General features: G+C 67.8%; 21 protein-coding genes, 1 tRNA gene and 1 pseudogene. 7 read left to right on the top strand and 16 right to left on the bottom strand.

What is annotated here, in order from left to right:
- Positions 1-89: 89 nt before the first annotated feature.
- Positions 90-1,073, bottom strand: a complete 984-nt coding sequence (locus tag ACLBV5_RS12015) for a helix-turn-helix transcriptional regulator (RefSeq protein WP_447605819.1) — start codon at positions 1,071-1,073, stop codon at positions 90-92.
- Positions 1,074-1,166: 93 nt separating this feature from the next.
- Here ACLBV5_RS12015 and ACLBV5_RS12010 point away from each other — a divergent pair, with 93 nt between their 5' ends.
- Entirely contained in the window at positions 1,167-1,406 is a 240-nt protein-coding gene (locus ACLBV5_RS12010) for a hypothetical protein (protein WP_025978313.1), read from the top strand.
- A 13-nt stretch (positions 1,407-1,419) separates the two neighbouring features.
- On the opposite strand, the gene ACLBV5_RS12005 is transcribed toward ACLBV5_RS12010, so the two are convergent.
- Genes ACLBV5_RS12005 through ACLBV5_RS11995 form a run of 3 tightly spaced genes read right to left on the bottom strand, consistent with a single transcriptional unit; the run spans position 1,420 to position 3,727 of the window.
- The gene (locus ACLBV5_RS12005; protein ID WP_447605818.1) at positions 1,420-2,886 is read right to left on the bottom strand and encodes an amidohydrolase family protein; all 1,467 of its coding nucleotides are present in this window, start codon (positions 2,884-2,886) and stop codon (positions 1,420-1,422) included.
- Between the two features lie 39 nt (positions 2,887-2,925).
- On the bottom strand, positions 2,926-3,342 hold the full coding sequence (locus ACLBV5_RS12000; protein ID WP_447605817.1) for a DUF1801 domain-containing protein: 417 nt from the start codon (positions 3,340-3,342) through the stop codon (positions 2,926-2,928).
- 13 nt (positions 3,343-3,355) lie between these two features.
- Positions 3,356-3,727: a cupin domain-containing protein gene (locus ACLBV5_RS11995; RefSeq protein ID WP_447605816.1), complete on the bottom strand. Its 372-nt coding sequence runs from the start codon at positions 3,725-3,727 to the stop codon at positions 3,356-3,358.
- Positions 3,728-3,864: 137 nt separating this feature from the next.
- Here ACLBV5_RS11995 and ACLBV5_RS11990 point away from each other — a divergent pair, with 137 nt between their 5' ends.
- The gene (locus ACLBV5_RS11990; RefSeq protein WP_025978317.1) at positions 3,865-4,488 is read left to right on the top strand and encodes a hypothetical protein; all 624 of its coding nucleotides are present in this window, start codon (positions 3,865-3,867) and stop codon (positions 4,486-4,488) included.
- A 41-nt stretch (positions 4,489-4,529) separates the two neighbouring features.
- Here the strand turns inward: ACLBV5_RS11990 and ACLBV5_RS11985 are convergent, their stop codons facing one another.
- The 6 genes and pseudogenes from ACLBV5_RS11985 to ACLBV5_RS11960 form a co-directional block, all read right to left on the bottom strand.
- The gene (locus ACLBV5_RS11985; RefSeq protein ID WP_025978318.1) at positions 4,530-5,948 is read right to left on the bottom strand and encodes an NAD(P)(+) transhydrogenase (Re/Si-specific) subunit beta; all 1,419 of its coding nucleotides are present in this window, start codon (positions 5,946-5,948) and stop codon (positions 4,530-4,532) included.
- A 26-nt stretch (positions 5,949-5,974) separates the two neighbouring features.
- A complete protein-coding gene (locus ACLBV5_RS11980) occupies positions 5,975-6,349 on the bottom strand; it encodes a hypothetical protein (protein ID WP_447605815.1) in 375 nt (124 codons plus the stop codon).
- Between the two features lie 309 nt (positions 6,350-6,658).
- A pseudogene (locus ACLBV5_RS11975) lies at positions 6,659-6,973 on the bottom strand (NAD(P) transhydrogenase subunit alpha); the annotation flags it as partial.
- Positions 6,973-8,106: a Re/Si-specific NAD(P)(+) transhydrogenase subunit alpha gene (locus ACLBV5_RS11970; RefSeq protein ID WP_447605814.1), complete on the bottom strand. Its 1,134-nt coding sequence runs from the start codon at positions 8,104-8,106 to the stop codon at positions 6,973-6,975. The pseudogene ACLBV5_RS11975 and the gene ACLBV5_RS11970, both read right to left, overlap by 1 nt.
- 213 nt (positions 8,107-8,319) lie before the next feature.
- Positions 8,320-8,565 (bottom strand): aa3-type cytochrome c oxidase subunit IV, encoded by a 246-nt coding sequence (locus tag ACLBV5_RS11965; RefSeq protein ID WP_025978324.1) that lies wholly within the window; start codon positions 8,563-8,565, stop codon positions 8,320-8,322.
- An 85-nt stretch (positions 8,566-8,650) separates the two neighbouring features.
- Positions 8,651-10,000, bottom strand: a complete 1,350-nt coding sequence (locus ACLBV5_RS11960; protein WP_447605813.1) for a serine hydrolase domain-containing protein — start codon at positions 9,998-10,000, stop codon at positions 8,651-8,653.
- 133 nt (positions 10,001-10,133) lie between these two features.
- On the opposite strand from ACLBV5_RS11960, the gene ACLBV5_RS11955 reads away from it, so the two are divergent.
- The 4 genes from ACLBV5_RS11955 to ACLBV5_RS11940 all read left to right on the top strand — a co-directional run bounded on the left by ACLBV5_RS11955 (position 10,134) and on the right by ACLBV5_RS11940 (position 15,169).
- Positions 10,134-11,936, top strand: a complete 1,803-nt coding sequence (locus tag ACLBV5_RS11955; protein WP_447605812.1) for a DUF4153 domain-containing protein — start codon at positions 10,134-10,136, stop codon at positions 11,934-11,936.
- Between the two features lie 115 nt (positions 11,937-12,051).
- Complete coding sequence (locus ACLBV5_RS11950; protein WP_447605811.1) at positions 12,052-13,524, top strand: sigma-54-dependent transcriptional regulator; 1,473 nt, start codon at positions 12,052-12,054, stop codon at positions 13,522-13,524.
- 87 nt (positions 13,525-13,611) lie between these two features.
- Complete coding sequence (gene hdhA / locus ACLBV5_RS11945; protein WP_447605810.1) at positions 13,612-14,430, top strand: 7-alpha-hydroxysteroid dehydrogenase; 819 nt, start codon at positions 13,612-13,614, stop codon at positions 14,428-14,430.
- Positions 14,431-14,506: 76 nt separating this feature from the next.
- Entirely contained in the window at positions 14,507-15,169 is a 663-nt protein-coding gene (locus ACLBV5_RS11940; protein WP_253119506.1) for a hypothetical protein, read from the top strand.
- A gap of 56 nt (positions 15,170-15,225) precedes the next feature.
- Here ACLBV5_RS11940 and ACLBV5_RS11935 read toward each other — a convergent pair whose 3' ends face one another.
- From ACLBV5_RS11935 to ACLBV5_RS11915, 5 genes are all read right to left on the bottom strand, one after another.
- On the bottom strand, positions 15,226-15,792 hold the full coding sequence (locus ACLBV5_RS11935) for a hypothetical protein (RefSeq protein WP_447605809.1): 567 nt from the start codon (positions 15,790-15,792) through the stop codon (positions 15,226-15,228).
- A gap of 68 nt (positions 15,793-15,860) precedes the next feature.
- Positions 15,861-16,229 carry a hypothetical protein gene (locus ACLBV5_RS11930; RefSeq protein ID WP_134580095.1) on the bottom strand — a complete coding sequence of 123 codons (369 nt, stop codon included), beginning with the start codon at positions 16,227-16,229 and terminating at the stop codon, positions 15,861-15,863.
- Between the two features lie 86 nt (positions 16,230-16,315).
- Entirely contained in the window at positions 16,316-16,588 is a 273-nt protein-coding gene (locus ACLBV5_RS11925; protein ID WP_024353345.1) for a DUF2312 domain-containing protein, read from the bottom strand.
- A 302-nt stretch (positions 16,589-16,890) separates the two neighbouring features.
- Positions 16,891-17,016 carry a type B 50S ribosomal protein L36 gene (ykgO, locus tag ACLBV5_RS11920; RefSeq protein WP_003165750.1) on the bottom strand — a complete coding sequence of 42 codons (126 nt, stop codon included), beginning with the start codon at positions 17,014-17,016 and terminating at the stop codon, positions 16,891-16,893.
- A 129-nt stretch (positions 17,017-17,145) separates the two neighbouring features.
- A tRNA-Ala gene (locus ACLBV5_RS11915) sits at positions 17,146-17,222 on the bottom strand.
- 151 nt (positions 17,223-17,373) lie between these two features.
- Here ACLBV5_RS11915 and ACLBV5_RS11910 point away from each other — a divergent pair.
- Positions 17,374-18,660 carry a lytic murein transglycosylase gene (locus ACLBV5_RS11910; RefSeq protein WP_447605808.1) on the top strand — a complete coding sequence of 429 codons (1,287 nt, stop codon included), beginning with the start codon at positions 17,374-17,376 and terminating at the stop codon, positions 18,658-18,660.
- Between the two features lie 31 nt (positions 18,661-18,691).
- Here the strand turns inward: ACLBV5_RS11910 and cysS are convergent, their stop codons facing one another.
- Positions 18,692-20,098, bottom strand: coding sequence for a cysteine--tRNA ligase (cysS, locus tag ACLBV5_RS11905; protein WP_447605807.1), 1,407 nt, complete (start codon positions 20,096-20,098; stop codon positions 18,692-18,694).
- Between the last annotated feature and the right edge of the window lie 104 nt (positions 20,099-20,202).

Raw genomic sequence — 20,202 nt, 5'->3', positions numbered from 1 at the left:
ATCACTCTTCGTCATCCGCTTGACCCGAGAGTGACGGGTGAAAGCTAGAGGCCAAGCCTTACGCCCGGCACCTTACGCTTTGCTCAGCTTTACGCCCGTTCGAGGGCGCGGCCCGCCGCCGCCAGCGCTTCGCCCATCACCGCCTTCAGCCGATCCGGCCCCACGATCGTCGCCTGCTCGCCCCAGGTGAACAGGTGCCAGGCGAGTTCGCGCATGCCCGAGGCGCGGAACCGCACCACGACCGATCCGTCGGCCTGATCCTCGATGGTCTGGGTCGGGTGCCAGCGCCAGCCGCGCGCCTCGTTGGCGCCCTCGGGCGAGATGCGCAGGGCCACCTCTTCGATCTCGTCCTGATAGATGCCGAAGGACTGGCTGGCGAAGGCGCCCAGGTCGAAGTCGGCGGGCGGCCGCGCCGTGCCCTCGCCCGCCTCGACTGCGCTCATCCGGTCCAGGCGGAAGGTCTGGATGCGCCCGCTTTCGCGGTCCGCCGCAACCAGATAGTTGGCCCGCCCGAACATCAGGCCGCACGGCGTCATGGTGCGGGTGCGCGCCTCAGCGCCGGGCCGGGCGTAGATGAAGTTCAGCGGCCGCTCGGCCAGCACCGCCCCGCGAATCTCGGCCAGCACCGTCTCGTCGGCGCTGGGGCGCGGCCCGGCCTGGACGGCGATGGTCTCGGCCCGCACCAGAGCCTCCAGATCCGGCGCCATGCGGTTCAGGGTGGTCGAGCGCATCGCCGCCTTCACCTTGCGCTCCAGGCTTTCCAGCGCCGCCGCCCGCGCCGGTTCGCCCGCCGCGCGCAGGGCCGCCGCCGCCTTGGTCAGCTCCAGCATCTCGGTCGCCGTCGGCGCCTGTTCAAAAGCCGAAAGCCCGCCGCGGATGCGCCAGCGTTTGGTCGGCGGGTCGGACACCTCCTCGACTTGGGGGAACAGCATCAGGACAGCGTCGCGCATCCGCTCGGCCGTGCGGCGCCCGACGTTCAGCTGGGCCGCCATTTCATTCAGCGTCAGCCCCTCCGCGCTGGCCGCCATGCCCCGCGCCAGGTCGATGACCATCGCCGCCTTGTCGTGCCGCAAAAAACTTCTCCACAGCGATACGTCCGAAACTGGCGCAATGCTGTCGCATCCTCTCATCATCAGCAAGAGGCAATCGCTTCAGGAGATCACGACATGGCCTTCGCCCGCACCCCGACGGTTCAAAAGCCCGCCAAGAAGACCTTCGCCGACCGCTACATGATCGTGCCGTGCGAAACGGAGAGCGATCTCGCCGTCATCTGGGACCGTCAGGAGGAACAGGTCGTCGACGTGATCAGCGCCTCGACCAGCCGCTACACCAACGAAGACGCCTTGTGGGACGAGTTCCACACTCCGCCCTTCAACGCCCGCTCAGACTGGCGCATGGCGGCCTGAGCGCCAGCTGCGATCAGGACGCCGGCGATGGCGTGAAGCTGGCGTTGCGCGCCGCGACCCGAGCGCGGATTTCGGCCCGCATCCGCTCCAGTTCGGCCGCATCGATCAGGCGGCCGCGCAGCACCACGGCCTCGGCGCCCCGGGTGGCGCTGACGTCCTTCAGGGGATCGGCGTCCAGCACCAGCAGGTCGGCCGACTTGCCCGCCGCCACCGCGCCGTAGCGTTCGCCCTGGTTCAGGAAGCGCGGCCCGTCCACGACCGAGCCCATCAAGGCCTCGCGCGGCGTCAGGCCCAGCTTGACGTACAGCTCCAGTTCGTCGTGCAGCGAGAAGCCCGGATAGTTGAACGAGTTGAGGAAGCCCGCGTCCGTCCCGGTCAGGATGGTCACGCCCGCGTCGCGCAGCATGGGCAGGGTGCGCGCGGTCACGTCCTTGACGAAGTGGCGATCCTCGACCTGCTGCGGCGTGGCCTGGGCGGCGCGCTGGATGCGCCAGTCATAGGTCGCCCGGATGCCCGGCCCGACATAGGCCAGACCCTCGTCTTGCGAGTGGTCGTCCAGATCCAGATTGGCCAGGGTGGTCGAGCCGTAGAGGGTCGGCGACACCGCCGTGCCTAGCGCCCTCAGCCGCGCATAGACCCGCTTCGCCGTCTCCACGTCGAAGGTGTCGGCGTAGCGCCGCATGGTCTGGGCGTAGGTGTATTTGCCCGCCAGATAGTCGGCCGCGATGGCCGCCTCATCGCGCGAGCCCGCCTTCATGGCGTAGTCGAGGTGTTCGATCGACGACAGGCCCGCCTCGGCGGCCTCCAGCACGGTGATGCTGGCGGGAATGTGGGCCGAGGTCTTCATGCCCCGCTTCTTCGCCTCGCGCACGGCGTAGAGGAAAAGCTCGGGCGTCAGGGTGTTGTCGGTGATCTTGACGAAGTCGACGCGCAGGGCCTGCAGCCGGTCGAGCGCGGCGTCCACATCCGCCTCGCTGCCGGTCTCGATCACGCCCTTCCAGACGGGGGCGACGCCCTCGATCTTGGGCCCAGAAGTGAAGATCCGCGGGGCGTCGGCCGTCGGCGGCGCGTCGCGCCAGTCCAGCACCTGCTGCGCCAGATCGCCCGCCGCGTCGCGCACCGCCACCACGCCGTTGATGACGAACAACGGCATCAGCTCGGCGTTCTCCTCGATCAGAGGCTCGCCGCCGCCGAAGTGGACGTGCATGTCCCACAGGCCCGGCATGACGTAGCGGTCGCCCAGATCCAGCGTCCGCGCGGCCTGATAACGGTCCGCCTCGCCCTCGGGGCCCACAGCCACGATATCGCCGCCGCGCACGGCCACCAGCTGATCCGGCGTCGTCGTCCCCTTCTCGATGTCCACCACGGTGGCCGAAGTCAGCAGCAGGTCGACCGGCTGTACCGGCGTTTGGGCGGCGGCCAGCGGCGCCAGGGCGCAGGCGGACAGCAGGGCGGAGGCGGCGATCAGAAAGGTGCGCATGAATCCGCTATAGGCCCTTCGCGCGCTCGGGCAAGCCAATCAGGGATAGCGGCGTTTCATCTCTTCGAAAGACCATTCGCACAGCGCCCGCAGCGCCTCCATGTCCACCTGATCCAGCCGCTTGATATACAGGCAAGAGACGCTGGTCGTGTGCGGCCCCAGACGGCCCAGAAGCGCCGCCTGCGCCTGAAAGCCGGGCATGATGTAGAGCGTCAGCGCCGCCTTGCGCGGAGAAAAGCCGATGCGCGGCCAATCCGCCGGCTTGTTCGTGCCGTTGACGTAGGTGTAGCGGCCGAAACCGACGATGGACGGCCCCCACATCACCGGCGCATCCCCGGTGACAGCCTGCATCAGGGCGCAGACCGTGCGGGCCTCCTCGCGTCGCCGCGCGGGCTCGACCGACGCCAGGAAATCCTCGACCGAGGCGTCGGTGGGCTTGGTCTTAGGTTCGCTCATTCCTGCCTCCGCTTCAGGACAGGCCGACACCCTGCACCGGTCCGATCCGCCCCGCCAGACACCATCCGCCGATCGCCCGCGTCCGAATCCAGCCGCCTTCAGGAACCGTGAGCCAGCGGCCCGATCTGGCCGCCAGAGTTTCCAACCGCACGCCCGCCTCCGTCGCCAGCTCGACCTCCAGGGCCGCCCCCATATAGACGGTCCAAAGCTCCTCGGCTTCCACCGCGCGCCAGTCGTGCGAAGCCTCGGGCGTCAGCAGGCGATAGGCGCTGACCACGCCGCAAGGCTCCGCGCCGCCCGCAGCCGCCATCGCACGCTCCCAGACGCCGTCGTCCAAGGCTTGCAGGCCCAGATTGCCGATGACTTCCTCGACCGTGAAATCCACGCCTCTTCGCCCGCCCCCAATGTTCGCCAGCAGCGCTAGATGGCGCCGTTCGACCCCCTGGCCAATGCCTGTGCGCGCCAGACACATTTCGGCCGCAGAACGTCGTTTTCATGATCCACCACTCGGGGGAATTTGAAATGTTGACGGCTCTGATGTCCCTGGCGATCGCCCAGGCCGATCCCGGCGCAGCTGCTGACACATGCGTCCATGACCGCGCCGCGCTTCTGGCGCTGTCGCCTGCGGACTTTGATCAGGATCTGGACGGCGGCTGGCGCCCTCTTGGCGAAAAGCCGGAGTGCGCCGAAATCGCCGCCGACCTGCTGGCCGATTATCGGAAGACGCGCTGGGGCGAACTGACCCCAGGCGAACTCCACACCAACTATTGGCACGAGGGACAGCTGCGCGCGGGGCTGGGCCAGACGCAGGCGGCGACACGGCTGATGATGGCCGGGGTGAACCCGGACATGGCCCGCAGCGGCTTTGCCGACTATGCGCTGGGGACCATCGCCTTCCTGCATCAGGACCGCGCCGGCCTGCTCGCCGCCAGAGAGCGGCTGGCCGCCCTGCCCAAACCGCCCGATTTTGACGACGCCGCCCGGCGCTTCAAAGCCCAGTACGGGTTGGAGTTGAAGTGGCCTGCCAATCTCGGGGTGCTGGACGGCTTCATCGCCTGTTTTGGCCGCCCCTATAATGAGGCCTATGGCGCCTGCCCCGCCGACGACGACCCGCCGCCTGCATCATCGTCTGAACAGCCGCGATAGGCGGAGCAGGCGGCGCCGATCGCGATGATGCGGACGCGAGCTCAGAGCGCCTTGACGATCCCCTCGACCATCTTCTTGGCGTCGGCGAACAGCATCATGGTGTTGTCGCGGAAGAAGAGCTCGTTCTCCACGCCTGCATAGCCGCTGCCCATCGAGCGCTTGATGAACAGGACCGTGCCCGCCTTCTCCACGTCCAGAACCGGCATGCCGTAGATGGGCGACTGGGGGTCGGTCTTGGCCGCCGGATTGGTCACGTCGTTGGCGCCGATGACGAAGGCGACGTCGGCAGAGGCGAATTCGCTGTTGATGTCCTCCAGCTCGAACACCTCGTCATAGGGGACGTTGGCCTCGGCCAGCAGGACGTTCATATGTCCCGGCATCCGGCCCGCGACGGGATGGATGGCGTATTTCACCTCGACGCCTTCTTCCTTCAGGGTGTCGGCCATCTCGCGAAGGGCGTGCTGGGCCTGGGCCACCGCCATGCCGTAGCCGGGCACGATGATGACCTTGGAGGCGTTCTTCAGGATGAAGGCGGCGTCCTCGGCCGAGCCCTGCTTGACCGGCCGCGTCTCGACCGCCCCGCCGCCCGCCGCAGCGCCCGCCTCGGCGCCGAAGCCGCCCAGGATGACGCTGATGAAGCTGCGGTTCATGCCCTTGCACATGATGTAGCTGAGGATCGCGCCCGACGACCCGACCAGGGCGCCGGTGATGATCAGGGCGATGTTCTCCAGCGTGAAGCCCAGGGCGGCCGCCGCCCAGCCGGAGTAGGAGTTCAGCATGGACACCACCACCGGCATGTCGGCCCCGCCGATGGGGATGATCAGGGTCGCGCCCAGGATCAGGGCGATGGCGAACACGCCCCAGAAGGCCCAGACCGCCGTGCCGCCCGTCCCGATCAGAATGCCGATCAGGAAGACCAGGGCCAGAGCCAGGGCGATATTGATCAGGTGCCGCGCGGGCAGAAGGATCGGCGCCCCGCTCATCCGCCCATCCAGCTTGGCGAAGGCGATGACCGAGCCGGTGAAGGTGACGGCCCCGATGGCCACGCCCAGGCTCAGCTCGACGATCGACAGAGTCTTGATCCCGCCGCTGGCGGTGACGATGCCGAAGGCGTCGGGCGCATAAACGGCACCGACCGCCACCAGACAGGCCGCCAGGCCGACGAGGGAGTGGAAGGCCGCGACCAGCTGCGGCATGGCCGTCATCGGCACGCGGTTGGCGATCACCGCCCCCGCCCCGCCGCCGACCACGACCCCGCCCGCGATCAGGGCCAAGGTGAGCGGGTCCAGCGCGCCCGATGTCCCCAGCGTCAGCAGGGTGACGCCGACGGCCAGGGCCATGCCGACCATGCCCAGCGTATTGCCCCGTCGGCTGGTCTCGGGGCTGGATAGACCCCTGAGAGAGAGGATGAACAGAACCCCCGCCGCCAGATAGGCCAGCGCCGCGATGGATGCGTTCATCCCCCTCCCCCTCTTTCAATCCTGAATCAGAAAACGTTGACGATGGCGGGCGCGCCGCCGTTTGTGCCCGCAGCCTTGGCTTCGCCGTCCTTGACCACCGCCAGGCCGACGGGGCCTTCGCCGCCGGTCTTGGTCACCTTGCAGCGACCGTTGTCGCCGGGCAGGCGACCGGCCATCCGGCCCGAGCCGGTGTGATTGATGCGGTTCATGTGAATCCCCCGGATCGTGACCGGGGTGAAGCCGCACTCCAGCGCCCAGTTGGCGCCCTGCGGCGCGACGACCGACCAGTGCAGGCCCGCATAGGGGTTCTTGCCCACTTCGCGGTCCGACTGAGCCGAGGCGGCGCCGGCGGCGGCGACAGCGGCGGACAGGATCAAGGCGGAAATCAGGGAAGTTTTCATCACGCGATACTCTTCGTTGGGTTAGCGTTTGACGGATTGAGTGCGCGACAGACGCCACAGCGCCGCCGCAATGAAAAGAGGGCCCAGCAGCATCATCGCCCAGTCGAAGACCGTCATCTCGCGATCCTGAATGATGATGCGCGTCAGCACGGCGGCGAACACCATGACCACGCCGCAGTCCTGGAACCGCAGCCGCCCGATGGGATCCTTGATCCGCACCCAGCTCACGATCCACAGCGCCACGCCCAGACCCGTGACGGCCCAGGAGGCGTAGAAGGCCAACATATAGGGGGACAAACACACGGCCTTGGGCCTTTCCTTCTTCTTGTACATGGCCAGCATCCGGCGCGTGACCATGAAGCCGCCGAAGATGTTGACGCTGGCCAGCGTCACGGCGGCCACGCCCGCGCCCTTGGCGATCCAGGCGTTCGGCCCGCCCGCCTGCGCGCTCATCGCCGCCGCTGCAATCAGGCCGCCGACGATGATGACGCTGGAAATGGCGTTGGTCACGGCCATCAGGGGCGTGTGCAGCGCTGGCGTCACGCTCCAGACAACGTAATAGCCGACGAAGATCGACAGGACGAAAATGGCCAGGCGAAAGACGGTGGGGTCGACGTGTTCCATCAGCCTCTCACTCCTTCATGCACCACGGCGCCGCCGTGGGTGACGACGGCGGCCTTGAGGATTTCCTCCTCCAGATCGACCGACAGGACGCCGTCCTTAATCATCAACCCCAGGAAGGCCACCAGGTTGCGGGCGTAAAGGGCGCTGGCGTCCGCCGCGATGCGGCCGGGCATATTGCTCCAGCCGACGATCTTCACGCCGTTGGCCGTAGTCACCACCTCGTTCGGCCTGGAGCCCTCGACGTTGCCGCCCGCCTCGACCGCCAGATCGATGATGACCGAGCCCGGCTTCATCGACGCGACGTGCGCCGCCGTCACCAGCTTGGGCGCCGGGCGGCCGGGGATCAGGGCCGTGGTGATCACCACGTCCTGCTTGACGATGTGGGCGGCGGTCAGATCGGCCTGCTTGGCCTGATATTCGGCGGACATGGCCTTGGCGTAGCCGCCCACCGTCTCGGCCGCCTTGAACTCTTCATCCTCCACGGCGACGAATTTGGCGCCCAGGCTCTCGACCTGCTCCTTGGCGGCGGGGCGCACGTCGGTGGCCGTGACGACCGCGCCCAGACGCCGCGCGGTGGCGATGGCCTGAAGTCCCGCGACCCCCGCCCCCATGACGAAGGTCTTGGCGGCGGCCACCGTCCCGGCGGCCGTCATCATCATGGGGAAGCCCTTGCCATAGGCGTAGGCCGCCTCGATCACCGCCCGGTATCCAGCCAGGTTGGCTTGGGACGACAGCACGTCCATGACCTGGGCGCGGGTGATGCGAGGCACGAACTCCATCGCGAAGGCCGTGGCCTGAGCGCCCCTCAACGCCTCAACCGTCGCCTTGTCGCGCCAGGCGTCCAGCAGGCTGATGACCACCGCGCCGGGTTTCAGGGCGCTGATCTCGGACGCGGTGGGCCCGCGCACCTTCAGCAGCACGTCAGCCCCGGCCAGCGCCGCCGACCGGTCAGGCTTCACGCTGGCCCCCGCCTCGGCGTAGTCGTTATCGGGAATGGAGGAGCCCAGGCCCGTCCCGGCCTCCACGCTGACCGTGGCTCCCAGGGCGATAAGCTTCTTCACCGTCTCCGGCGTTACGGCGCAGCGCGTTTCGCCTTCACGGCGTTCGCGGGTGACGGCGATGGCGACAGCCAAGCGAATCCCTCCCACTCCCCAGGGTCGAACCGACGTTAGGCCGAAGCCGAAGCGGGCGTCAAAGGCGCGTCTGCGAGGGAGAGCGATTTTCTTGCCGCCTAGGCCACCCGTTCGGCCCACGTCGGAAGTTTCGACCACCCAAGCCGCCTAGCACGCAAGCAAAAAGCCCGCCGGACGCGCCGACGGGCCTTTCAATCACTTCCGTAAGGGAGCTTAGTGGGTCTTCTTGCTCTTCAGCATGAAGAAGCCGACGACCGACACCACCACCGAGACGATAAAGGCCGGGAAGAAGCCAGCGCCCACGCCGAACCACACCGTCAGGAACAGGATCACCACCGCCGTGGCCAGCGAGACCCACTTGGTCAGGCCCAGGAACAGCGCCCAGGTCCAGGCCTGTTCCGAGATGTTCATTTCCCCGTGGACGTGGGGGGCGGTCGCTTCAGCGTGCTGGTCGGCCATGGGGTCTTCCAAAAAAGAGTCGGGATTTCGACGGCTCTTATAGCGAGGCCTGCGCGCGGCTCAAGTCCGTGGGGCCTCAAGCGCTTCAGTCGAGGCTTTCCAGCACCGCACGTGTAAAGGCGGCGACGTCGAACGGCTTGCCCGCCGGGTCTTCGCCGCGCCGCACGATGACCACCTGACGGCTGGGCACGATCACCACATACTGACCCCGGTTGCCGAAGGCGGCGAAGGCGTCGGCGGGCACGCCCTCGGAGCGGTTCATCAGCCAGAAGGTCGCGCCATAGCTGAATTCGCCCGTCGGCGGCTGCGGCCCGGTCGGCGCCGTGACGTAATCGCGCCAGCCCTCGGGCAGGATGCGCTCGCCCTCCCACACGCCGTCCTGCAGATACAGTTGGCCGAAGCGGGCCAGATCGCGCGCCGTGGTCCAGACCTGGCTCGACAGGATGTAGTTGCCGCGCCAGTCGGTCTCGGCCCAGGTGTGGGTCATGCCCAGCGCGTCGAACAGTTCGGCCGGCGGATGGGCGGCGAAGCTCGGGGCCGCCGCCATGGTCGCCAGAAGCGTGTCGTTGTTGGCGTAGCGATAGACCGTCCCGACCGGCGCCAGCAGCGGCCAGCCGGGCGCCTGTTCATCGACCGCCACGCCCCCGAAATAGAGGCCGTCAGTGCGGTTTCCCGCCGTGTCGCTGGTCAGGCCCGACGACATCCGCATCAGGGCGTCGACAGTGATGGCCGCGCGCGGGTCGCCCGGCGTGCGCCAGTTGGCGATGGCGGCAGGCGCCTTCACGTCCAGATCGCCGCGCTGCACCGCCGCGCCGATGACGGTTCCAGCCAGGCTCTTGGCCACCGACCAGGTGCGCTGGGGCGTGTTCGGGCCGAAGTCAGTCGCATAGCGTTCCGCCACCCGTTTGCCGCCCTGCATCACCACCACGCCGGTGGTGTTGGTCCCCTGGCCGAATCCCTGATCAAAGGCGCGTCCGACGGCGGCCTCCAGCGCGCGGGCATTCCCCTTAGGCCGGCCGGTCGGCAGGTCCGGGGCCGAGGCCCGGCGCGCCAGCGGGGCGCGTTCCGGCGCAGCGCCCGGCGCATAACCCATCGGCTCGATGACGCAGCCGCGCCCCTCGGTCCAGGTCGCCACGCGCGCCGGAGCGGCCTGGTCCCATGCGACCGAGACGGCGTTTCCGGCCATCTCGACCTTCATGGCGCCCACCAGAGGCTGGAGCTCAGGATAGATGCCGACCAGTTCGTTCGCCTCGACGCTGGCCACCGTCCGTTCGGCGCCCGCCGCGCGCGCCGAATGGACGGCGCTGCACACCGTCAGCGCCTTGTACCCCGCCGCCAAGGCGCGGTGATTGGCCGAAGCCTCAGTCTGGGCGAGAACCGTCGTCGGCAAGGCGAGAACGGCGGCGAGAACAAGCACACGGGACGCGATTTTCATGCGGCCACGCTTCAACGCCGGGCCCCGACTGTCAACGCTTCTTCCTTCTTCTGCGACGCGAGAAGAAGACGCGGGGCTTCCCACGCCGGCCTTCGCGCGCCACCTTGCCGGCCAAGCTCAGGAAAGACCTGTCATGACCTACGCCGCCACCGACCCTACCGGACGCGCCTCGCTGGATGGCGCGCGCGGGCTCGCCGCCCTTCGGATCGGCATCGGCCTGATGCAGGGGCTGATCCTCTATCTGCTCTACCGCTCGGCGTCGGACAGTGAGGCCCTGGCCTGGCCTGCGACCCAGCCGTCGCTGTTCGCCGCCCTGGTGCTGGCGACCCTGTTCGCGCCGGTGATGCTGCTGGCGGGCGTCGGGCGGGTGGGATGGAAGGCGCTGGCGCTGTGGGGCGTCGTCGCGGCGGCGGTGCTGGCGCTGATGGGCTGGCATGACGCGGCCCAACGAGCGAGCGACTATTTCCACCCGCCCTATCTGCGCTTTCCGGTCGTCGCCTTCGCGGCGGCGGCTCTGTTCATCGCCCACCATCTGATCGTGCCGGCCGTCGCCGCCAGACGCTGGATCGCTGATTTCGACGACTATTTCGACACGGCGTGGAAGGCCGGCGTGCAACTGGTGCTGTCGCTGGGCTTCACCGGCGCCTTCTGGCTGCTGCTGTTCCTGGGAGCGGCACTGTTCCGCGTCATCGGCCTCAGCTTCCTGAGCGACCTGCTGGGCAAGGAGTGGTTCTCCATCCCCGTCACCTGCCTGGTCTTCGCCGTGGCGGTGCAGCTGACCGACGTGCGCGGCGGGCTGATCCGGGGCGTGCGGACGGTGGCGTTGATGCTGTTATCCTGGCTGCTGCTGGTCATCACCGTCCTGGTGGCGGGTTTTCTGGCCGCCCTGCCCTTCACCGGCCTGGACGGGCTGTGGAAGACGGGCAGCGCCACGGCCCTGGTGCTGTCGGCGGCCGCCGCCCTGATCGTGCTGATCAACACCGCCTATCAGGATGGTCGCGAGGACAATCTGCCGCCCGCCGCCCTGCGCCTGGGCGCGCGCGTCGCCTCGGTGCTGCTGACGCCGCTGATCCTGATCGCGATCTGGGGTCTGAGCCTTCGCATCGGTCAGCATGGCCTGACGCCGGACCGCATCATCGCCTCGGCCTGCGCCCTCGTGGGCGTCATCTATGCCGCCGGATACGGGTGGGCCGCCCTGTCGCCGCTGTGGCGCAAGACCGCGTGGATGAAGCCGCTGGAGCGCACCAATGTCCTGGCCGCCGTCCTGACGGTGCTGGTCATCCTGGCCCTGTTCAGCCCCCTGGCCGACCCGGCGCGCCTGTCGGTCAACGATCAGATGGCGCGGCTGAAGCGTGGCGCCGTCAGCGCAGCCCAGTTCGACTACGCCTTCCTGCGCTATGATGCGGGCAAGGCGGGGCGCGCCGCCCTGGCCGAGCTGGCGAAATCGTCCGACGCGGAAGTCGCCCGTCACGCCAAGGCCGCTCAAGCCTCGACCTCGCGCTATGAGCTGACGGACGCGACCACGCCCCCGCGCGCGCCCAACATCGCCCCCTGGCCAGCGGACAAGCCCCTGCCCGCCGCCTTCCTGGCCCCGACGGCGCCCCCGGATCCGCGCTACGCCTGCAACAGCGACGACAACTGCCTTGCCGCTCAGCGCGACCTGAACGGCGACGGCCGCGATGAAATCCTGCTGGCGACGACCTACAGGATCGCCCTGTTCGCTCAGGACGCCGACGGCCGCTGGGTTCATCAGGGCGACTATCAGGTTCCGCATTGCCCCGGCCCCGGCGCCGGCGGCCGCGACCTGCGCGAGGCGCTCAAAGATCCCGATCTGAAGACCGCCGCCCCGCCCTGGCCCGATCTGAAAATGGGCGACGTAACCGGTCGACTTCAGCCGGAAACCGTCTGCCCGAAACCCGCTGTCGTTAACCCCTGACTCAGGTCTCCGAAACCCGATCTTCATTCCCTCCGTTCTAGGATTGTGTCGAAACGAGCCAGTCCCGAGCCAATGAGGACGGCCGTTCGATGGTGATGTTGAAGGGTGTGCTCCAATGGCCAAGACCATTCTGGTCGTCGACGATGATCCTACCCAGCGCCGCCTGCTGCAGGCGGTGCTGGAGCGTGAATCCTATGCCGTCGTCCATGCCGAATCCGGCGGCGAGGCCATTGATCGGCTGACCAAGGGCGGCGGCGCTGACGTCGTGCTGCTGGATCTGGTGATGCCCGGCCTGTCGGGTCTGGAGGCCCTGGCCGAGCTGCGCACGGCAGGCGTGACCACGCCGGTCATCGTGCTGACGGCCAACGGCGGCATCGAGACGGTGGTCAAGGCGATGCAGGCCGGGGCGCAGGACTTCTTCGTCAAGCCGGTCGGGCCGGAACGCCTGCTGGTCGGCGTGCGCAACGCCCTGCAGATGACCCAGCTGACGGCCGAGATCGGCCGTCTGAGGAAGCGCGCCGCCGGCCGGACCTCCTTCGACGACATGGTCGGCGACAGCGCGCCCATGCGCATGGTCAAGGCGCTGGGCCAACGCGCGGCCAAGTCCTCCATCCCCGTGCTGATCACCGGCGAGAGCGGCGTCGGCAAGGAAGTCATCGCCCGCGCCCTGCACGGCGCCTCGGACCGGGCAGGCAAGCCCTTCATCGCCGTCAACTGCGGCGCCCTGCCCGCCAATCTGGTCGAATCCATCCTGTTCGGCCACGAGAAGGGCGCCTTCACCGGCGCTCATGAGAAACACGCCGGCAAGTTCGTCGAGGCGAACGGCGGCACCCTGTTCCTGGACGAGATCGGCGAACTGCCGCTCGACATGCAGGTCAAGCTGCTGCGCGCGCTGCAAGAAGGCGAGGTCGATCCCGTCGGCGGCAAGCGTCCGGTCAAGGTCGACGTCCGCATCGTCTCGGCCACCAACCGCGACCCGGCCCAGCAGGTGAAGGAGGGTGCCTTCCGCGAAGACCTCTTCTATCGCCTGAACGTCTTCCCGATCGAGGCCCCCGCCCTGCGCGAACGGCGCGAGGACATCCCCGCCCTGGTCGACCACTTCATCGCCCGCTTCAACGTCGAGGAAGGCAAGCGCGTCACCGGCTGCTCGGCCGAGACCCTGGCCCTGCTGCAGGCCCACGACTGGCCCGGCAATGTCCGCCAGCTGGAGAACGCCGTCTATCGCGCCCTGGTGCTGGCCGATTCGCCCCTGCTCCAGCCGCACGATTTTCCGGCCATTTCCGGCGTCGCCGTGCCGCTGGGGTCGATCACAGCCGCCCCGGCCGGAGCGATAGCGTCCGACCCGACGACAGCCGCCTCGCCGGCCGACGGCGACGACGGCCAGCATGACAGCCCGGTCCGCATCACCGATGAACGCGGCCATGTCCGCACCCTCGAGGAAATTGAACGCGACCTGATCCAGCACGCCATCGAGGTCTATTCCGGCCACATGTCGGAGATCGCCCGTCGTCTGGGCATCGGCCGCTCCACCCTGTACCGCAAGGTCCGCGAACAGGGGCTGGAAGAGCAGGTTCGAGAAGCGGGCTGAAGGCCCCGCCATCGTTAGGCGTCGTCGACGACCGGTCACAGCCATGCGGCGCCTGGATGTTGCGGATTTCCGACAATGGAACCTAGCGTGGCCGATCCACGCTTGCTGGTTGAAGGCAACGGACAGCAACAGGCGGCGCAGACGATGGACGCACATTTCCGACTGGATGGGCACGTCGCCCTGGTGACGGGGGCTGGCGCTGGAATCGGCCGCGCCATCGCTGAGACCTTCGCTGCGGCGGGCGCCGCGGTGGCCGTCACCGATCTGGACGTGGCCAAGGCCCTGGCTGTGGCGGACGGGGTGACGCAGGCGGGCGGACGCGCCGTCGGCCTGGCCTGCGACGTCACCGAAGAAGACCAGCGCATCGCCGCCGTTCAGGCCGTCGTCGCGGCCTTCGGCAAGCTGACCCTGCTGGTGAACAATGCGGGCGGCGGCGGACCCAAGCCGTTCGACATGCCGATGAGCGATTTCGAGCGCGCCTATCAGCTCAACGTCTTCGCCCCCTTCCGTTTCATGCAACTGGCGGCGCCGCACATGCAGGCCGCAGGCGGCGGGGCGGTGCTGAACATCACCTCGATGGCGGGCGACAACAAGAACGCCCGCATGGCGTCCTACGGCTCGTCCAAGGCGGCGGTCAGCCACCTGACCCGCAACGTCGCCTTCGATCTCGGCCCCGCCGGAATCCGCGTCAACGCCATCGCGCCGGGCGCCATCAAGACCGACGCCCTGGCCAGCGTCCTGACGCCGCAGATCGAAGAGGCCATGGTCAAGCACACGCCGCTGGGTCGGCTCGGAACGCCCGACGACATCGCCCGGGCGGCGCTGTTCCTGTGTTCGCCCGCCGCGTCCTGGATCAGCGGCCAGATTCTGACTGTCTCCGGCGGCGGCGTTCAGGAACTGGACTGACGCCCCTCGGGGTTCCATCGGCGGGTTTTACAGGCCAAACCTCTTCCCTCCTGTTCACGGAGGGGAGCCTTCCACCTTGCTACGTCCCGTTGTTATCGCCCTGAGTCTGGCGTCCGTCGCCGCCCTGACCGCCGCCTGCTCCAACGCCGAGGCGCCGGCCAAGGCTGAGGCCGCCGCTTCCGCCGCGAGCAAGATCGCCCTGCCGCCCGAGTGCGAGAACCATCCCCTTCTGGCGGCCATGCCGACGGCCCAGATCATCGCCGGCAAGCCGCTGACCGAGGTCGAGTGTCAGGCCTTCTCCGTCGCGATGACCTATGGCGAGCCGGGCGCCAGCGCCAAGATCACCCTGATCGACGCCCAGGCGCCGATTCCCGAGGACGCGGGCGCCCTGGCGGGTCTGCTCTCCAAGGCCCAGCAGACCGCTTATGAAAGCGTCTCTCGCGGCGTCATCATGGTCAAAGGCGTGCGCGAGGCCGCCCTCACCTCCCCGACCGCCGTCGCTTCCGTCGGCGGCGAAAACTATCTGTCCGTCGTGATGGACGGCCCGACGGGCGAGCCCGCCGTCATCAGCGTCGAGCCGAAGGACGCCGACGGCCGCGTCGGCGCGCTGATGAGCGTGCTCAAGGGCCGCTACGCCCTGAGCATCGGCATCGAACAGGACGACCTGTCCGGCGCAGACGCGGCGCGCGCAGCCTACCAGCCCTACTTCAGCGCCATGCGCCTGAACGCCTTGCCCTGAAGCAACAGCAGGGCGGCGGAGTTTGTCTCCGCCGCCCCCTTTCGGGTTTTCCCAGATCAGTTGCGGCTGATCGTCAGGGTGTAGCTTCCTTCCGATCCCCGACGCGCCATGGCCCGAGGCTGATAGGGCGTAATGACGTAGGTCGTGTCCTTGGACGCTTTCAGCTCAGCCGTTTCGCCGTCGACCTCCCCTCGAAATACGGCGGCGCCGCTCTGATCGCCCGCATCGCTGATGTTGACATACAGATTAGCGTTCGACGGCTTGAAGGCGACCTTCAGCGTCTGCCCTGACGCCACGGGCACGGCATAGACCGGCGCCGCATACCCCTTCACCGTCCCTTCCTTCGTCACCGAACCGATCCGCTCGAAGGAAAGCGCCTCCAGCGTGGAGCCTGCATCCCTGACAAAGGCGCGCGCGGCCGCTTCATCGACCGCAGGCAGGGGCGAGACCGCGTCCGGCGCCGCGGTTACCGCCTGGGGCGCGGCCGCAGGACCGCCACTGAGATCCGTCGTCGCCGCTGTAGCGGCCTCGGGCGCGGCGCCTGGACGATCCCCGCACGCAGCCAGGGCCAGGCTGAGGCTCAGAAGACCGCCGGTCAGGGCGGCGGGGCCGAAGCGTGTCATCAGTCTTCTCTCTCGGGAAATACGGAAATTCAGCAGGCGCAACGCACAGCCAAGCTGGGCGGTTGCCTTCAGTCTTCTGTCTTGGGCGGCGCAGGTCGGCCCCAGCCCCGCGCAGATCGGCGCGGTTCGCCCTTGGCCTTGGCTGTGATCTCTTTCAACTTGCGGCCCTGCATGGCCGACAGCGGTTGACCCGGCGCGCCCTTTTCCGGATCGGCGAAGGCGCGGCCGTGTTCACGAATCCGCTCCCCGACCGAATCGAGAAACTCGCCCTCCCATTCGGACAGGGAAACGCCCGCCTTCTCGGCCGAGCGGCGGGCGCGTTTCAGGGCGTTGAGCGCGGACCGCTTGGCCGCCTCCTTCTGCTGCTCCCAGGGGCTCAGCGAAGGCTTGGTTTTAAGGGCGCTATCGCCCTTCGGCTTGAAGCCGCCGGAGCGCATCTTGCTCGAGTCGCCGCCCTTCAGGCTGCTGGAGCGTGAAGGGCCGTGGGAGGGCTTGAAGGGCGTACGCTTCAGGCCCGCCTCCCTTAGATCTCGCCGAGCGCCGACAGATAGAGGTCAAGAATCGCTTCTTCTTCCTGACGCTTGGCCTTGTCCTGCTTGCGCAGGCGCAGAACCTTGCGCAGCACCTTGACGTCATAGCCTTCGCCCTTGGCCTCGGCGAAGACCTCCTTCATGTCGCCCATGACGGCCTGCTTGTCCTCTTCGAGGCGCTCCAGGCGCTCGATGATGGAGCGCAGACGGCCCTGGGCCGTGGCGGTCAGGACGTCGGGGCTGGCGTCGAAGGAAGCGTCGTCCATGACTGAACTCCAGAACTCATAAACAGGCTGCGCCCTCAAACAGGCCAAGGGCCGTTAGGGCAAGAAATAAAGCTCTCAAACAGGCCGAAGGCCGTTAGGGCGACTAAGCACGCCCTCAAGCAGGCCAAGGGCCGTTAGGGCCGCTTGAGAAAGAATCACTAATCACGCGCAAGGGTCAGGCTCAACGCCGGACGCGAAAAAGCCGCGGACAACGCCCGCGGCCCTGTGGATAGTCATCCCATCCACCGACGATCGGCGCGCGCCTCGCCTTCAGCAGGCGGGGCGCGCCGGATCGCGCCTGATCAGCCTTGTTTGGCTTTGAAGCGCGGGTCGGTCTTGTTGATGACGTACAGAACGCCCTTGCGGCGAACGATCTTGCAGTCGCGGTGGCGACCCTTCAGCGATTTCAGCGAGCTACGGACCTTCATGGTCGGACGTCCCGGATTTGGAGGCCCGTGAGGGCGGGTAAAACAAAAGAGCCGCGGGCGAACCTGCGGCGGAGGCGGTCGTATAGAGAGGCCTTGGCCTTTCGTCAACATTCCGCGCGGGGAATCCGCTGGAGGCCTGGCCTCCGAGTCGAACGGAGGATCTCCGGACATGCACGTCCGACGCGTCGCCCCTCCGCCACCAGGCCGTGCTCAGGGAACGACACAATGTAAATTCCCGCCCCTTAACCGCCTGCTGTCGAAAAGGGTTAACGGCGCTTTCACCCTTATCACGGAAACTGATCCTGCCTTCGCGCGCTTGTGATTGGTCGTGGAATTCGGGGGCGTTAGCCTGTGCTCATGCGTATCGCTTATCGCCTTGTTTTGTTGGGTTCGGTCGCCGCGTGCGCCCCTATGGTCCCCATGCCGCCGCAGCCTCAGCCGGCGCCGCCGCCCGTGGTCGAGCCTGCGCCTGCGACGCCTGCGCCCACGCCGCCTCCCGCCCAGACCGATCTGAGCGAGGCCTATGACCACGCCAGCTTCGACGCCTGGAAACAGAGTTTCCTTGAGCGCCACGGCGGCGCGCATAAATGGGAGTACGCCCGCGAACTGGAAGGCGTGACGCCGAACCCCAGCGTCGTGCGCCTGGACCGCAACCAGCCTGAGTTTTCACGCCCCGCCGGGGTCTACATCCAGAACGCCACCACCCCGGCGCGAATCTCCATGGCCCGCCAGCGCGTCGATCGCGTGCCGTGGGAGGTGACCCAGAAATACGGCGTGCCGACCGAGATTCTCTTGGGCATCTGGGCGCAGGAGAGCGCCTTCGGCCAGGTTCAGGGCGACTTCGACGTCATCCGTTCCCTGGCGACCCTGGCCTATGACGGCCGCCGCCGCGACTGGGCTGAGGAGCAGCTGAAGCACGCCCTCGACATCGTCGTGTCGGGCAAGCGCGACCGCGCAGGGCTGAAGGGCAGCTGGGCCGGGGCGATGGGCCAGACCCAGTTCATGCCGGACAACTATCTGAAGCTGGGCGTCGATCAGAACGGCGACGGCAAGGTCGACATCTGGGGCTCGGACGCCGACGCCCTGGCCTCGGCGGCGAACCTGCTGGCCCAGGCGGGATGGAAGCGCGGTCAGGGCTGGGCCTATGAAGTGACCCTGCCCTCCAACTTCGATTACAGCCAGGCTGAGGGGCCGAAACACCCCTGGTCCTATTGGGTCGCGCGCGGTGTGCGCCTGGCCGACGGCGCCTCGCCCAACAGCGCCGAGGCGGCTGAGGGCGCGGCCATCCTGCTGCCCCAGGGCGCCAAGGGGCCGGCCTTCCTGGCCCTGCCCAACCACTATGTGATTCGCCGCTACAACAACTCGGTCAGCTATGCGCTGGCCATCGGCATGATCGCCGACGGGGTGGCGGGCAAGCCGCCCCTCAAGGCCTCCTGGCCCAACGACGGCCCCCTGACGCGGGACCAGAGAATCGGCGCTCAACAGGCCCTGACCCGCATGGGCTTCGACACCCAGGGCGTGGACGGCGTCATCGGCTCCAACACCCGCGCCGCCCTGCGCCGCTGGCAACAGGCGAACGGGCGGACGGCTGACGGCTATCTGACGGACGTGCTGGCGGAAGAGTTGATCAGAAGAGCGCGGTAAGCCTCTCCCTCTCCTGTTGGGAGAGGGTTTCCTAGCCCTTCATCCGCCAGGTCGCGCCTTGCGGGCCGTCCATGACCACCACGTTCAGTTCGTTCAGGCGGTCGCGGATGCGGTCGGCCTCGGCCCAGTTCTTGGCCGTGCGGGCGGCGGCGCGTTGCTCCAGCAGGCCTTCGACCTCGGCCTTCAGCCCTTCGTCGACGCCCGAGAACCATTCCGCCGGATCCGCCTGAAGCACGCCCAGGATCGAAGCCGCAGCGATCAGCTGGCCCTTGGCCGCCGCCACCGCACCCTCGTCGCCCGCCGTCATGCCACGCTCGATCTCGCTGGACAGGGCGAACAGGGTCGCCATGGCGCCCGGCGTGTTCAAGTCGTCCTCGATGAACTTCAGGAACTCCACCGGCGGTTCGACCTCCGCCGCCTCGACCGAGGCCGCGCGGTGCAGGGCGCCGTAGAGGCGGTCGAGGTTCTTGCGGCTCTGCTCCAGCAGGGTCTGATTCCAGTCCAGCGGCTGACGATAGTGGGCGCTCAGCAGGGCCCAGCGCACCACCTCGCCCGGCATGGCCTGCACCAGGTCGTGCAGCAGCAGGACGTTGCCGATCGACTTGGACATCTTCTCGGCGTCCACGGTCAGGAAGCCGTTGTGCATCCAGTAGCGGGCGTATTCTTCATGCGCGTCGTCGCCGTGGGCGTGGCCGTGGGCGCAGACGCCTTGGGCGATCTCATTCTCATGGTGCGGGAAGACCAGGTCGATGCCGCCGCCGTGGATGTCGATGGGCAGGCCCAGCGTCTGTTCGATCATGGCCGAGCATTCGATGTGCCAGCCGGGACGGCCCTCGCCCCACGGCGACGGCCAGGACGGCTCGTCCGCCTTGGACGGCTTCCACAGCACGAAGTCGTGCGGGTTCTTCTTGTAGGGGGCCACCTCTACGCGGGCGCCGGCGATCATGTCGTCCAGATTGCGCCCCGACAGCGCGCCGTAGGACGGATAGGAGGACACGTCGAACAGCACATGGCCCTCGGCCGCATAGGCGCAGCCGGCGTCGATGATGGCCTGAATCTGCTTGGTGATCGCCTCGATGTAGTCGGTGACGTGCGGGGCGATGTCAGGCGGGCTGACGTTCAACAGGCCCATGTCGGCCAGATAGGCGGCCTCATAGCGTGCGGTGATCTCGCCGATGGCGACGCCTTCCTTGGCCGCCTTGGCGTTGATCTTGTCATCCACGTCGGTGACGTTGCGGGCGTAGATCACCTTGTCCGCCCCATAGGTGCGGCGCAGCAGGCGCACCAGGACGTCGAACACCACCGGCGGGCGGGCGTTGCCGATGTGGGCGTAGTCATAGACCGTCGGACCGCAGACATAGAGGCTCACCCGGTTCGGATCACGCGGCTCGAACAGGCGCTTTTCACGGCGCAGGGTGTCGTGGATGTGCAGGGCCATAGGTCAGGTCTTTTGCGAGTTTTCTTGCGGGACGGACGAGGTGTCCCATATAGCGGCCTGATAGACAGTCAGGGCCGCGCGCCCAAGTCCATATATAATAGTAT

The sequence above is a fragment of the Brevundimonas sp. M1A4_2e genome, assembly GCF_053345555.1.
Note: the sequence above shows the minus strand (reverse complement) of the source record. Positions and strands in the feature narration are given on the sequence as shown.

Bases quoted from the DNA above. Each gene is read 5' to 3' on its own strand.
- ACLBV5_RS12010 (WP_025978313.1), top strand. From the start codon at position 1,167: ATGGCCTTCGCCCGCACCCCGACGGTTCAAAAGCCCGCCAAGAAGACC.
- ACLBV5_RS12005 (WP_447605818.1), bottom strand. From the start codon at position 2,886: ATGCGCACCTTTCTGATCGCCGCCTCCGCCCTGCTGTCCGCCTGCGCC.
- ACLBV5_RS12000 (WP_447605817.1), bottom strand. From the start codon at position 3,342: ATGAGCGAACCTAAGACCAAGCCCACCGACGCCTCGGTCGAGGATTTC.
- ACLBV5_RS11990 (WP_025978317.1), top strand. From the start codon at position 3,865: ATGTTGACGGCTCTGATGTCCCTGGCGATCGCCCAGGCCGATCCCGGC.
- ACLBV5_RS11985 (WP_025978318.1), bottom strand. From the start codon at position 5,948: ATGAACGCATCCATCGCGGCGCTGGCCTATCTGGCGGCGGGGGTTCTG.
- ACLBV5_RS11980 (WP_447605815.1), bottom strand. From the start codon at position 6,349: ATGAAAACTTCCCTGATTTCCGCCTTGATCCTGTCCGCCGCTGTCGCC.
- ACLBV5_RS11965 (WP_025978324.1), bottom strand. From the start codon at position 8,565: ATGGCCGACCAGCACGCTGAAGCGACCGCCCCCCACGTCCACGGGGAA.
- ACLBV5_RS11960 (WP_447605813.1), bottom strand. From the start codon at position 10,000: ATGAAAATCGCGTCCCGTGTGCTTGTTCTCGCCGCCGTTCTCGCCTTG.
- ACLBV5_RS11955 (WP_447605812.1), top strand. From the start codon at position 10,134: ATGACCTACGCCGCCACCGACCCTACCGGACGCGCCTCGCTGGATGGC.
- ACLBV5_RS11950 (WP_447605811.1), top strand. From the start codon at position 12,052: ATGGCCAAGACCATTCTGGTCGTCGACGATGATCCTACCCAGCGCCGC.
- ACLBV5_RS11935 (WP_447605809.1), bottom strand. From the start codon at position 15,792: ATGACACGCTTCGGCCCCGCCGCCCTGACCGGCGGTCTTCTGAGCCTC.
- ACLBV5_RS11930 (WP_134580095.1), bottom strand. From the start codon at position 16,229: ATGCGCTCCGGCGGCTTCAAGCCGAAGGGCGATAGCGCCCTTAAAACC.
- ACLBV5_RS11925 (WP_024353345.1), bottom strand. From the start codon at position 16,588: ATGGACGACGCTTCCTTCGACGCCAGCCCCGACGTCCTGACCGCCACG.
- ykgO (WP_003165750.1), bottom strand. From the start codon at position 17,016: ATGAAGGTCCGTAGCTCGCTGAAATCGCTGAAGGGTCGCCACCGCGAC.
- ACLBV5_RS11910 (WP_447605808.1), top strand. From the start codon at position 17,374: ATGCGTATCGCTTATCGCCTTGTTTTGTTGGGTTCGGTCGCCGCGTGC.
- cysS (WP_447605807.1), bottom strand. From the start codon at position 20,098: ATGGCCCTGCACATCCACGACACCCTGCGCCGTGAAAAGCGCCTGTTC.